The organism is Gorillibacterium massiliense (genome assembly GCF_000455485.1).
Classification (GTDB): Bacteria; Bacillota; Bacilli; order Paenibacillales; family NBRC-103111; genus Gorillibacterium; species Gorillibacterium massiliense.
In genome coordinates this window covers 47,118-60,429 of record NZ_CBQR020000096.1, presented here as the reverse complement: position 1 = coordinate 60,429, position 13,312 = coordinate 47,118, and the positions used below count along the sequence as shown (strand labels likewise).

At 52.5% G+C, this 13,312-nt stretch carries 11 protein-coding genes; 7 read left to right on the top strand and 4 right to left on the bottom strand.

The genetic code is table 11. The features are described 5' to 3' along the window. The first annotated feature begins 102 nt into the window (after positions 1-102). The gene (locus TJ79_RS11600; protein WP_238322974.1) at positions 103-561 is read left to right on the top strand and encodes a hypothetical protein; all 459 of its coding nucleotides are present in this window, start codon (positions 103-105) and stop codon (positions 559-561) included. Between the two features lie 3 nt (positions 562-564). Here TJ79_RS11600 and TJ79_RS11595 read toward each other — a convergent pair whose 3' ends face one another. Continuing rightward, positions 565-1,170: a pentapeptide repeat-containing protein gene (locus TJ79_RS11595; RefSeq protein WP_040950472.1), complete on the bottom strand. Its 606-nt coding sequence runs from the start codon at positions 1,168-1,170 to the stop codon at positions 565-567. A 179-nt stretch (positions 1,171-1,349) separates the two neighbouring features. Between TJ79_RS11595 and ppnP the strand changes: the two genes are divergently transcribed. The 3 genes from ppnP (at position 1,350) to TJ79_RS25960 (ending at position 7,766) form a co-directional block, all read left to right on the top strand. Next, positions 1,350-1,661, top strand: coding sequence for a pyrimidine/purine nucleoside phosphorylase (ppnP, locus tag TJ79_RS11590; protein WP_040950471.1), 312 nt, complete (start codon positions 1,350-1,352; stop codon positions 1,659-1,661). A gap of 27 nt (positions 1,662-1,688) precedes the next feature. Continuing rightward, on the top strand, positions 1,689-2,711 hold the full coding sequence (locus tag TJ79_RS11585) for a LacI family DNA-binding transcriptional regulator (RefSeq protein WP_040950470.1): 1,023 nt from the start codon (positions 1,689-1,691) through the stop codon (positions 2,709-2,711). A gap of 285 nt (positions 2,712-2,996) precedes the next feature. Further along, positions 2,997-7,766 (top strand): carbohydrate binding domain-containing protein, encoded by a 4,770-nt coding sequence (locus TJ79_RS25960; RefSeq protein WP_238322972.1) that lies wholly within the window; start codon positions 2,997-2,999, stop codon positions 7,764-7,766. Positions 7,767-7,853: 87 nt separating this feature from the next. Here the strand turns inward: TJ79_RS25960 and TJ79_RS28575 are convergent, their stop codons facing one another. Continuing rightward, entirely contained in the window at positions 7,854-9,218 is a 1,365-nt protein-coding gene (locus tag TJ79_RS28575; RefSeq protein WP_040950469.1) for an NAD(P)-binding domain-containing protein, read from the bottom strand. 234 nt (positions 9,219-9,452) lie between these two features. Between TJ79_RS28575 and TJ79_RS11570 the strand changes: the two genes are divergently transcribed. The 3 genes from TJ79_RS11570 (at position 9,453) to TJ79_RS11560 (ending at position 11,921) form a co-directional block, all read left to right on the top strand. After that, a complete protein-coding gene (locus TJ79_RS11570; RefSeq protein WP_040950468.1) occupies positions 9,453-10,808 on the top strand; it encodes a glucose-6-phosphate isomerase in 1,356 nt (451 codons plus the stop codon). A 215-nt stretch (positions 10,809-11,023) separates the two neighbouring features. Continuing rightward, positions 11,024-11,659 (top strand): YigZ family protein, encoded by a 636-nt coding sequence (locus TJ79_RS11565; protein WP_040950467.1) that lies wholly within the window; start codon positions 11,024-11,026, stop codon positions 11,657-11,659. Between the two features lie 40 nt (positions 11,660-11,699). Continuing rightward, a complete protein-coding gene (locus tag TJ79_RS11560) occupies positions 11,700-11,921 on the top strand; it encodes a DUF1128 domain-containing protein (protein ID WP_040950466.1) in 222 nt (73 codons plus the stop codon). A 68-nt stretch (positions 11,922-11,989) separates the two neighbouring features. Here TJ79_RS11560 and deoC read toward each other — a convergent pair whose 3' ends face one another. After that, positions 11,990-12,667, bottom strand: coding sequence for a deoxyribose-phosphate aldolase (deoC, locus tag TJ79_RS11555; protein WP_040950465.1), 678 nt, complete (start codon positions 12,665-12,667; stop codon positions 11,990-11,992). A gap of 123 nt (positions 12,668-12,790) precedes the next feature. Further along, positions 12,791-13,141 carry a hypothetical protein gene (locus TJ79_RS11550; protein WP_052339508.1) on the bottom strand — a complete coding sequence of 117 codons (351 nt, stop codon included), beginning with the start codon at positions 13,139-13,141 and terminating at the stop codon, positions 12,791-12,793. Between the last annotated feature and the right edge of the window lie 171 nt (positions 13,142-13,312).

The following is a 13,312-nucleotide window of genomic DNA, read 5'->3' as shown; positions in this document are numbered from 1 at the left end:
CGTTTGCGGCGGACTATATTTTCCTGCCGGCAAAATGATAGAATGGATAAAAATGGGTACCTGGGTGATTGGATGAAACGATTGATAACTGTTTGTTTGTTCGTGCTTCTTGTTGTCGTGGGACTTGCCGGTTGCAAAACCAACGGGGATACGGCGCTGTCCGCGAGTAAGTTTCGAGTCGATCTAAGCCTGCCGAAGGAAATGGAAGCGGGAAAGCCGTTTTTGCTGGAGGGCACGCTGGTCAACAAATCGCATCACACCTGGCAGGTGGATTACGGTGCGGATATCTTTTCTTATGTAGTCCTTTCGGACAAAGGCGAAAATGTGCTTCCGTCAACGGACATGCTGGTCGTCGATAGCATAGGGCTTATGAAGACGTTGAAGCCCTTCGAGAAATTCGGGTATGACGGGGGCCAGTTTATGCATCCGCATAACAATGAATGCACCTTGCCTGCCGGAAAGTATAAGGCTGTTGCGAAAGCGAAGTTCCGGATTCAAGAGGGCAGCCGGAAGGTTGATTTTGAACTGGAATCCGAGCCCGTTTCGTTTACCGTTTCTTAGGGATTACTCCACCTTCGCTCCGAAGGAGCGTAAAAAGGCAACCGCCTGCAGCGTATCCATGCGCACGCCTTTGACGTCGACGCTGCGGAAGTCGACGCCGTCTACGTTGGCCCCGCGCAAATCGGCTCCCGCCAGCTTGGCTCCGCTTAGCTGAACCCGCGTCAGATCCGCTTCTCGCAGATCGGATTTTTCCAGATTGCAGCCGACCATTTCCGCTTCCCGCAGCTTGATTCCCTTCAGGTTCTGCTTAGAGAGGTTGGCATGGCGCAGGTTCGCGTACGACCAATCGCCGCCTTTCAGGGTGAAGCCGTCCAAATTAGCCTCGTCAAAGTCGGAGCCTACCATTTTACAATCCTCAAACAGGCTGACAAAGAGATTGGCTCCTTGAAACTTGCAATTGGTAAAGGCGGTTCCGCGGTGGACTGAGGCATTGAAATAGGCGCCGCTAAAATCGCAATCGATAAATTGGCAGTTGACCGTTTGCAGCTCCTCCAAATGACTGTTTATAAAACGGCAGCGGGTAAAGACCCGGCCCTGCCAATCTGCCTCGCGTAAATCCTCGTAGCTGAAATCCCGGTTCGTCATCGGGTCTTCAAAATTCAGTTCCATCGTCGCAACTCCTTGTTTCTCTCATTTTACCTTTCATTATATCCTATCAAGCTACCCAGAAAAGCTCAAATGTCAGCCTGGCATTTTATAGGTGCAAGATAACCCGCATCATGATAAACTATCGGATAATTGATACATACAGGGTATTTTCAGAAGAAACCATAAAGGGGACGAGCGAGATGGGAGAGTTTTCGGGAGTAACGGTAGTTAAAGAAGCGAATGTGTATTTTGATGGGAAAGTAACGAGCCGCACGGTGCGGTTTGCCGATGGTTCGAAGAAAACCCTTGGGATCATGCTGCCCGGTGAATACGAATTCGGAACGGATACCGTCGAGATCATGGAGATCTTGGCAGGGGACTTGCAGGTGCTGCTCCCCGGCGAAAGCGAGTGGCAGACGATTAGCGGCAAAGGCGAATTCAAAGTGCCGGCTCATACCCGATTCAAGCTTAATGTATCAACGGTTACCGATTATTGCTGCTCTTACGAATGAACTGAAAGCGGCAAGGGTGTGTGAGGAATGGACAGTTTCGAAATCGCCCGTCTGGCGGGCGTTTCCCGAAAAACGGTAACCCGTGTAATGAATCATCAGGCAGGGGTGCACCCGGAAACCCGGGACAAGGTATGGAAGGTCATCCGCGAGAACAATTACGTGCCTAATGCGTTTGCTCGGAAGCTATCCAGCAAGACAACGAAAACCATTGGGCTCATCATTTTGCAGGATAAAAGCTTTACGCGGATTTTCACTGACGACCTCTACCTGGGGCCGGTTATCGGCGCGATCATGAACGTGGCTTCCATGCGTGGATACAACGTTTTAACGGACATGGTTGATGCGGAGCATCCGGAAGCGGCTTTAACCTTGTTCAGGGAAAAAAGTATCGATGCCGGCGTGCTCATAGGTTGGAACGGCTCAGAAGAATTAATCGCGGAAATGACCGGCAATGGCTATTGTTTCGGGGCATTCGATTATACGTCCATCGGCGGAAGCGGCGAGTATCCGGTGCCGGTTCTCGACAATAAATACTCGGCGTATCAGGCGGCAAGCTATTTGCTGGATGCCGGTCATACAGATATCGGGTTTGTCACCGGACCGGCTGAGTCCTCCCATGCGCTTGACCGGCTGGCCGGTTTTCGCCTGGCTTTGGCGGAGCGGGGCCTTTCAGCGAATGAAGACCGCATCGTTCAGGGGGATTTTTCCGAACAGGCGGGGGAAGCGGCGGCGAAGCATTTTTTGGCCGCTTTGAACCTACCTTCCGCAGTGTTTGCCGCTAACGACTGGATGGCTATCGGATTGATGAGAGGACTTCAGCGCAGGGGGGTAAAGATCCCTGACGACGTATCCATCATCGGCTTTGACGATCTGATCCTGACCCGGTATACGACGCCATCCCTGACAACCATGAAGGTGCCTACCGTTGCCATGGGAATGTATCTGATCAATTCCTTGGTCGATTCCATAGAGGGAAAATCATCTCTTCCGAGTCCATCCCGTTTCTATGCTGAACTGGTGGAAAGAGAATCGGTAACAAAGCTGAAGTAGTGGATATAAGGATTTTGCGGCATAGGGCTGCGGAATCCTTTTTTTATGTAAACAGGCCCCAAAATTATCCAAAAAAAGCTTTGACAGTGATGGTTTCAACCTTGTATAGTAGTCGTGAAAGCGTTTTATTGAGTTCAAAATTGTCACACGTGAGACAATAGTTTTTATAAAGCTTATTGTCGAATTATGGTGTATAAATGCGGTCATAATTGTCTCACGTGTGACAAGGAAAGTCGGCTTGTCGTCCGATTGGGCGAACTATCTACCAATAAGGGAGTGAGGATGTTGTTTCATCGAAAGAAGCTGTCTCTTCTCTTGGTTTTTACCCTATTGCTTTTGTCTGTCATTCCACCTGCTTTTGCAAGCGGTAGTACGAGCCCACAGGCGGTCGCGAAAGATGATTTCAGCAAACATTGGGCTCATAACGCCCTAATCAAATGGCGCGATGCTGGACTGATCAAAGGCTACGAAGACGGAAATCTGCACCCGGACGCACCTATAAACCGGGCCGAGATTGCGGTCGTGATCAACCAATTATTCGGTTTTACGGAAAAGGAAGAGTCGCTACCTTCTGATGTTAAGGCCAGCGATTGGTTCGCCAAGCATGCTGCTCTCGCCCTCAAAGCGGGCTATGCCTCGCTGTATGCGGGGAACGCGTTCCGGCCGCTCGAGCCGGTTACCCGGCAAGACGCAGCCGTCATGCTGGCCAAGGCCTTTTCTTTGCAAGGTGGCGCAACAGACGTCAGCAAGTATAAGGATAGCGCTTCGATCAGCAGGTATGCTCAAGAAGCCGTTCAGGTGCTGGGCCCTTACATGAGCGGATATCCAGACAAAACCTTCCGTCCGATTAGCATCATCACCCGTGCAGAAGCATTTACGCTGATCGACAAAGTGATGGGGGAGCTTTTTCATGCAAAAGGTTCCTATGAAAAGACAGCGATACCAGGAAATGCAGTGATCAATACCGCAGGAGTCGAGCTGAAAAACACTTCCGTCGCAGGCAATCTTTATTTAACGGCGGGTATCGGTTCAGGCGACGTTGACTTGAAGGGTATTTCCGCGAAAGGCATCGCCTTTCTGTCCGGCGGAGGCGGAAACAGCATTCATGCCGTTGATTCTACCTTGCCGATGGTGGATATCGATAAAGATGGCGATCCGTTGCGGCTGGTGGCATCCGGTAGCACGGTCATTGATTCCGTCGAACTCCATTCCGGAGCTATTCTAGAAGAGAAGGATTTGACGGGAGAAGGCTTCAAATCCGTGGTCATCACGGACAAGGTGAAGCCGGACGCAGCGGTTACATTGAACGGCAAGTTCACCCGCGTCACCGTCAACGGTCCGGTTCGGATTACGGTTTCCGCCGTTTCCGTCATCACGGAGCTGGTCATCGCGGCGGATGGCGTGTTCGTTAACGGCATCCAGCAGAAAAAAGGACAAACGGTATCGCTAAAGCCGGCCGTTGGGGGCGGTGGAGGCGGAAGCAGTTCGGGCGAGACCCAAATGTGGACGATGGTATGGGATGATGAATTCAACGGAACGGGAAACCGCCTCAACGCCCAGGGTATCGATATGGATAAGTGGGGCTTTCAGACGGGCACTGGCTCCCAATACGGACTGACCGACTGGGGCAACAACGAAGGCGAGTTTTACAAGGAAGAGAATGCAGTGGTCAAAGACGGAAAACTCGTGATCTCGGCGAAAAAAGAAAATCAGAGCGGCAAAAGCTACACCTCCGCAAGACTCTATACCGGAGAGACCTATGCTAAAAAATACGGCAAAATCGAAGCGCGCATGAAGCTGCCCGAGGGTCAGGGCTTCTGGCCGGCCTTCTGGATGCTGCCGAAGGATAGCGCTTATGGCGTTTGGGCGTCTTCCGGCGAACTGGATATCATGGAAGCAAAAGGCCAAGAGCCCGACCGGGTGAACGGCACCATCCACTTTGGTCAGCCGTGGCCGGGCAACAAGTACTCGGGAGGCGCGTATCAATTCCCGGAAGGAAGTTCCATCGGGCAATTCCATACCTATTCCGTGGAATGGGAGCCCGGCGAAATCCGCTGGTATGTGGACGATCAACTGTATTCCACCAAGACAAACTGGGATAGCACAGGGGCTGACCAACCGGCGAAATACGCTTTTCCCGCTCCGTACGACCAAGCGTTTTATATTGTTTTAAACCTGGCTGTGGGCGGCAATTACGTCGATAACAAGCTGCCGGAGGACAACCGGTTCCCCGAAACGATGGAAGTCGATTACGTCCGGGTGTATGAGTTGACAGGCAGGCCGTACAAGACGGTAACTGAGCCCGGCTTTACCGGAGAGGATCTCCCGGCTAATGCGAAGATGCCGACAAGCGACGGCAACTGGCTTTACGACGAGACGTTTGATAAAGGAATAAACTCGATCACCTCCATACCGAGTCCATTGGAAAGTTACGACGTGACCGATCCGGAGCGGTGGAATCTGGTTGCCATCGACGCCTATGGTGGAGCGGCTGCCGCAACTGTCGATACACTGGACGGCAGCAAGTATGCAAAAGTGGATGTCGCCAAAGGCGGCAGTGAGAGTTATGCCATCCAGATGATCCAAAACTTCACTTTGGTCAAGGGCCGGTACTATAAACTTAACTTTATGGCGAAAGCCACCTCGGATCGAGTCCTGCCGATCAAAATCGGCGGTGGGCCGAATCGGGGATATACAGGGTACTTTACTGCAAATTCTTCGCTTACGGACACGTTGAAGCCCTTTGAATACGAGTTTCAAATGGGGGAAAACACGGATTATTTAAGCCGGTTGGAGTTTGAGCTCGGTCAGAGCAGCGGGTCCTTTTGGATTGGAAAAATAAGAATTACGGAAGTAGATGCGCCGGCTGATCCGTATAAAGAAGACGCGACGAAATCTCCTCTTGCCGACGGTAACCACATTTACAATGGAACCTTCGACCAAGGGCGGATCGACCGGATGACCTATTGGAAATTCAGCACGTCTGGATCGGCGGTCGCGACGGCAAAGGTTAACGAAGCGGACAGAAAGCTTGTGGCCGCCATTTCCAGTCCGGGGAGCGGTGGGGCTGAAGCGGTGCAATTGGCTCAGAACGGGGTTCAGCTTTTGGCGGAACAAACCTACCGGCTTACTTTCCAGGGCCAAGCTTCATCTGCCGGACCCATCACGGTTCAACTCGTGGGTAAGGACGGAACCGTATTCGATAGCCAAACGGCGGACTTGACGGCAAGTCTGGCGGATAAGTCATTGTCTTTCACGATGCCCAATACGACGGATGAAGAGTCCCGGCTCGTTTTCCTGCTTGGAGGAAGCGTCCGGCAGATTACGCTGGACAACGTAAAATTGGTCCAAACTTCCTTGAACTACAATTATTATCCTCTGGCGAACGGTGACTTTAGCGAAGGCATCGATCCCTGGTTTACCGTTAATGACAGCGGCGGCTACGTAACCGGCACGATAACGGGGGATCAAAACGAGCTGCAGCTTGCCATCGGGAATCAAGGAGCGAATCCGTGGAGCGCCATGCTCATCCAGGACGGGCTGAAGCTCGCCGCCGACGTTACGTATGTTGTGAAATTCGACGCCCGCTCAAGCGTTAACCGGCCTATCGAGCTGATTGCGGAGAACAGCTCCTACACCCGGTATTTGGATAAAACGGAGCAGTTGACCGCGGATACCACTCACTATGAGTATGAGCTGAAAATGAACAAATCCGATACCGTGTCCGTGAAGTTCTTAATGGGCTTGGTGGGAGGCGTCCCGGCAGTTGGAGCGGCGCATACGATCTACATCGATAACGTCGTGTTTGAAGTCAAAGATGCGCCTGTGGCAAAATCGCCGCGGCTGGTCGCCGATGCGACGAATAACCGGGTAGGCGAAGACATTGAGATTACTTTTGCCGATAACGCGGCATGGCGCTCCAAAGTGGCTGTTGTCAGCTTGAACGGACAGCAGGTAGCTCCGGATTCTTATCAATTGACCGCCGGGAAATTGCTTTTATCCGGGTCGTTGTTCACCGCGGACTCCAGCTATACTGTTACTGTGGAAGCAGCGGGATATGCTGCGGCATCCGTTAAACAGGATATTCTGAAAAATGACGGCAATTTGATCCGAAACGGCGACTTTAGCGTGAATACGGATAACTGGAGTCTGTGGTCAGAGGCAGGTGCGTCATTGTCACTGGTTAACGGGGAGGTAAAGATGACGCTCCCGAGCCGTGGATCGCAAAATTGGTCCACCCAGTTCTATCAGGAAGGGATTCCCCTTGGCGCGGGAAAAACCTATGAACTCAGCATGAAGGTTCATTCCTCGGTCAACCGGCCTATCCGAATCGAGTATACCGGCACTGCGATTCCTGAAACCTTTTTCAATGTGACGGATACACCCGAAACCATAACCAAAACGTTCCTGTCGCTCGCTGACGGCAAGTTGAAATTGAATTTCTGCGTCGGCAATGTGAATAACGGATCGGCGACTACGCCGGATGGAGCCCACGAGATCTACATGGATGACATCGTATTGAAGGAAGTTCCAGCAGTCCCAGTGGATCCAACGGATCCAACGGAGCCGGCGGTGGAATGGGTGGTGGTGGGCGCCAATCTTCTCGCAAACGGATCGTTTGACGCCGCCTTAGATGGCTGGAAGGTGCATAATCAGGCCGATTACGAACAATGGGCAGGGAAGAGCGATATATCCGTCAAGGATGGAGAGGCAGACATCGCTATCCAGCAAGTTGGTTGGGAATGGTGGCATATCCAGTTGTACCAAGAAGGCATAACGGTGTCGCCGGGAACGTACAGAATCAGCTTTGACGCCAGATCGGAAATCCCGCGTAAAATCCGGGCGGAACTTTCGGGGAGCGGGGCTGGCATTCAAGATCTGGATGTCGGCCAAGAAATGAAAACCTATTCCGCGATCATTGAAGTTACGGAGGAAAAACCGTACAAGTTTTTACTTGGTTTTGGCCGCGACGGAAGCGATCCAGAAATTAAAGCTTTGCCTTATCATGTCGTGATCGATAACGTCAAGCTGGAAAAAGTCGAAAAGAAATCTTAACCTCCAGCATCCGGCAAAATGAAAAAGGACGGGCAAAAAGCGATGAGCTTTTTGCCCGTCCTCATGTTAGAAAGACTGAACGCTTCTTTAGCCGTTCCGCTTAGTCTGAATGAACTGCTCCAACTGTGAACGGATCGCCGGGGCTAGTCCGATCATCATGCCGCCGTAGCGATAGCCCTGTCCATCCTCCAGCTTGGCGGCGCGAAGGATTTTGGCGGTGATAGGGGGAAGGCCTGCGTCTTTGGGAAAATGGATCACGACGAACATCTCTTCTGTCAACGGTTCCGCTGATACGAACTGCACCCCGTCTTCGGACAGATCGTGGAGAAGCGCCGGAATGTTTTGGCCGGAGAAGGAACCGGTTTGCTCCCATTGGTATACGGAAATCTGCAGCGCGATATCCAGATTGATCCGGAAGGAGCGTCGCCTTTCGGTGGTTCCGAGTGGCAGCGTATCGGACGTCGGGGACGCTGGAGCAACCGCTGTATCCAGGGCAGCCGAATGCTCACCTTGGGCGCGTCCTGCTTCAGCCGCCGCATCACCGGAAGCTTGGGTTGCGAAGGCGTTTTGCCCGACCTTGGCTTTCATCCAATCTTCGTAGGTTTCTACGACGGAGGAAAGATCCAGTGGTCCGTTGCCTTTGGACAAGCCAATTTGATAGAGCGCCGTGGCGCTGTGCAGCATTGGAGAGGGGAACTGGAAACGCGCGGTTTCCCGGGCGGCCAGCAGCAGGTCCTTTAGCATGAGCTGCAGAGAGAATTGGTTGGTGAAATCGCCGTCAATGATCTTTTGGCCTTTCAGCTCCGCCTGTTTGCTTCCTGCGCTGCCTGCTTGGACGATCTCCAGAAACTTGGCTGGATCCAGACCAGCCCTAGCCGCAAAAGACATGCCTTCCGATAATCCGGCGCAGTTGATCCCGACGATCAAATTGTGGGCCAGCTTCGAGTAGGAGCCGGAACCCGTCGGACCCATGTACATGATTTTTTTGCCAAGGGTTTCGAATAGATCCATATGTCCGTTCAGCACCTGCTCGTCCCCTCCGACCATGAAGACCAGGGTGCCGCTTTCCGCAGCCGGCTTGCTGCCCGTTACGGGAGCGTCAAGGAAGCGGGCGCCGACTTTGCCCAGCTCGTTTGCTACCTGCTTGCTTGTCTCCGGCGCAATGGTACTGCAATCGATGACGGTAAGACCCGCATGAGCGCCGGCCAGCACGCCGTCCGTTCCTTGCACGATGTCCAAAACCGCCGCGTCGTTACTGACGTTGATGAACAGCACTTCGGCATCCCTCGCCGCATCTGCAGGGCTATAAGCTTGTCGTGCGCCGGCTTGAACCAGTTCCTCTGTCTTATCTTCCGAACGGTTAAACACGGTCAGCGGATACCCTTTTCGCAGCAAATTAAGAGCCATTGGCTTCCCCATCGTGCCTAGACCGATAAATCCGATTTTTTTCATGGCCATCCTCCATTTCTGAAAATAACCCGAAGTTGTCAGACGAAAAAACGATTCCGCCTGCGACACTCAGTATCCGTTTATTTTAACACTTTTCCGGTAGGCGTGAAATGAATGGTACCGCGGAAACGTGCGAAAGCCTTCACTTGCTTTTCACGCGGAGGATCAGTATTCTTATCATAGGCAAAATGCGTAAAAGATCGGCATAATTATACACAAATCAAGGAGGTACCTACTGTGCAAACCAAGCTTCATTTTGATTATTCCAAAGCGTTATCTTTCGTACAACAACATGAAATCGACTACTTTACGGCTCCTGTTCGCCTCGCTCATGAGCAGCTTCATAACGGCACCGGAGCAGGGAACGATTATCTGGGATGGATCAATCTTCCCCTCACATATGACAAGGAAGAATTCGCCCGCATCAAGAAAGCGGCTGCGAAGATTGGGTCCGACTCCGACGCTCTCGTAGTTGTCGGGATCGGCGGCTCTTACTTGGGAGCCCGCGCTGCCATCGAGATGCTTACCAACTCTTTCTACAACATTCAGGGCAAAGGCGAGCGGAAGACGCCGCAAATCTTTTTCGTCGGCAATAACATCAGCTCTACCTACACCAAGCACCTGATCCAGCTCTTGGAAGGCAAAGACATCTCCGTCAACGTCATTTCCAAATCCGGTACGACCACCGAGCCGGCTATCGCGTTCCGTATTTTCCGCGAGCTGCTCGAAAAGAAATACGGCAAAGAAGAAGCCCGCAAGCGCATTTACGCCACCACGGACAAAGCCCGCGGCGCTCTGAAAACCTTGGCGGACGAAGAAGGCTACGAAACCTTCGTCATTCCGGATGATGTAGGCGGCCGTTTCTCTGTGCTCACCGCTGTCGGCCTCTTGCCGATCGCTACCGCCGGCGTCGACATCGATGCCATGATGCAAGGCGCATCCGATGCCATGATGGATTTTGCCAATCCGAACCTGTCGGAAAACATCGCTTACCAATACGCTGCCGTGCGCAATGCCCTCTACCGCAAAGGCAAAACGACGGAAATTCTCGTCAACTACGAGCCGTCCCTGCACTATGTGTCCGAGTGGTGGAAGCAGCTGTGTGGCGAAAGCGAAGGCAAGGACTATAAAGGTATCTTCCCGGCTTCCGTCGATTTCTCCACCGACCTGCACTCCATGGGCCAATTCATTCAGGAAGGCAACCGCACCCTGTTTGAAACCGTCATTCAAGTGGAGAGCGTTCCAGAAGAGATCGTCATCGGCACCGACGAAGCTAACCTGGACGGACTGAACTTCCTCTCCGGCAAAACCATGGACTTCGTCAACAAAAAGGCGTTCCAAGGCACAATGCTGGCTCACACCGACGGAGGCGTGCCCAACCTGATCGTCACCATTCCGGACATGACCCCGTACACCTTCGGCTACCTGGTTTATTTCTTTGAAAAAGCCATCGGCGTAAGCGGCTATCTGCTGGGCGTCAATCCTTTCGACCAACCGGGCGTAGAAGCGTACAAGAAGAACATGTTCGCGCTTCTGGGCAAAGCCGGCTACGAAGCCGAGAAGGAAGCGCTGGAAGCCCGCCTGCAAGGCTGATCGGTCACACGCATCCATATGGAAAAACAGGCGATTCATCCTTGGATGGGTCGCCTTCTGTCTATATAAGTTGAACCAGAGAACCGGATGAAGGAGCGGAGAAACCGATTGTTCTGGAAAAGCGTCAGCGGTCGCCTTTGCGACCCGATTTCTTCCTATAAGAATTTTTTGAGGCAGGCCCGATTCGGGCGACGTCAATAACGGAGGACGGCAGTATGCTGGACAGCTACAAAACGGTGAGCGGCTACGGCGAGGCGGAGACCATCATCCGCAAGTCCCGCTTCATTGGCTACTGCAAACCGGTGGTGTCGGAGGAGGAAGCCGTTGCCTTCATCGCCGAAATCAAGAAAAAGCATTATAACGCCACTCATAACTGCTCCGCTTACGTTATCGGAGAACGGGACGAAATCCAGCGGCAATCGGACGATGGCGAGCCCAGCGGCACGGCGGGCAAGCCAATTCTGGAAGTGATCAAGCAGCAGGGGCTGAAAAATACCGTTGTCGTGGTCACTCGTTATTTCGGAGGCATCCTCTTAGGAGCTGGAGGGTTGATCCGGGCGTATACCGACGGCGCGGTTATCGGCATAGCAGCGGCCGGCCCCGTACAGATGGCGCTGCACCGGGAAGTGGCGCTGGAAGTGGACTACACCTGGCTGGGCAAGGTAGAGAATGAATTGCGTAACCGCGGAACGCTCTTAGGCGAGACGGAGTTTACCGACAAAGTGACGGTCAACTGCCTGCCTGTGGCAGGAGAAACCGAAGCGTTTGCCGCTTGGCTCACGGACCTGACCCAAGGGCAGGGAATTATTCGAGTAGGAGATGCCCGCTATATCGCGACTCCATTATCATGACAGCGGCGTTGACGCCGCGAGGGAAGGGATGAGGAACCGGATGGATTTGAGCCAAAGCACGGCAGAAAACATCGAATTCATGATTGAGGCGATCAAGACGAAGCTGCGGATGGCATCAGGTGCGGCGATCAAATCGGAGTATTTCGATGCAGAGAAGTACGAGGATTTGGTAGACATCTATGAACATGTAAACGGAAAAGAACGGTTCAGCGTCAGCGAGATCGACGCTATCGTTCAGGAATTGGGACGTTTGCGGAAATAGCGCCAAGATAAGAACAAAGCCGGGACCCCGCTGTATGCGGCAGGTCCCGGCTTTTTACTTTTGACGGATCAATAGGCGTTAGCAGATTGGCCGCCCGTGGCGATGGAGATTCCGGCGCTTGTGCCGATGCGGGTGGCACCGGCATTGACCATGGCGAGGGCATCCTCGTAGCTGCGCACGCCGCCTGAAGCTTTGACGCCAACATCGGGTCCGACGGTTTGCCGCATCAAAGCGATGTCCTCCTTAGTTGCTCCTCCTGTGGAGAAGCCGGTGGAGGTTTTGACAAAGTCGGCTCCGGCGGCAACGGCCAGTTTGCAGGCCCGGACTTTTTCCTCGTCCGTCAGAAGCGAGGTTTCAATGATGACTTTGGTCAAGGCTTTGCCTTTGGCTGCTTCCACAACGGCGCGAATATCTTGCTCGACCACCTCGTCCAGTTTGTCTTTCAATGCACCTATATTGATGACCATATCCACCTCGGTGGCGCCGTTTGCGATGGCATCCCGGGTTTCAAAGGCTTTTGTCTCGGAGGTATTGGCTCCGAGAGGGAAGCCGATGACGGTGCACACTTTTACGGCTGGGGTATCTTTTAACACCTCATAGGCGGTTTTCACGTTGGCTGGATTCACGCAGACCGAGGCAAAGCCGTATTCCTTGGCTTCTTTAGCTAATTTGACGATGGCTTCCTTGGAAGCGTCCGCTTTCAGCAGCGTATGGTCAACCATTTTAACGATTTGTTCGCGATTCATTCGGGAGTTCCTCCTCTGTTTGGCTCCCTCTATTTTAACATTATTCCGGCTATGTTGTAAAAAATGGCCGATCCTTCGGCGTGACTCTGATAGGGAAAGGGGGATTGCTGGTGTAATTTTCTTTTATCGGTCCAAAAGCGAGTTGCCGTGAATCTCGGGATAGAGGGTTTGCATCAGTTGGATACGGAGGTTTTTCAGTTCCCACACTTCCGCCCATAACAGATCCGCTTCTTCTTTGCTTTCTGCTTTGTGCAATTGGCCGTAAAGCCTCATCAGGCTAATATTCACTTGATCGAATGTATGCAAAAGCTCGGGTAGTGTTTGCCCGTTCGCAGCGTTTTCCGGATGGGTGATTTGGCTCAGCCTGGCAATCAGATCATGTTGCCACTGGACATCGCCGATCGTTCCGGCGTAGTTGTACAAATCCAAATAATCGTCGATTCGAACTGCCGCCGTTTTCTTGAGATTGTACATAGGTACTGCCCCTTTCACCATCATTTACCTAGTATTATACTCGGAATACTACAAATTACAATGTGTACATGAAAAGTTTCCAGATTCACATGAATAAAGCAGATGGACTTCCAGTCCAAGTGCTACAATGAAGGTACACAGAAGCGGGCGGCTGGATGATTAACGAAGGGA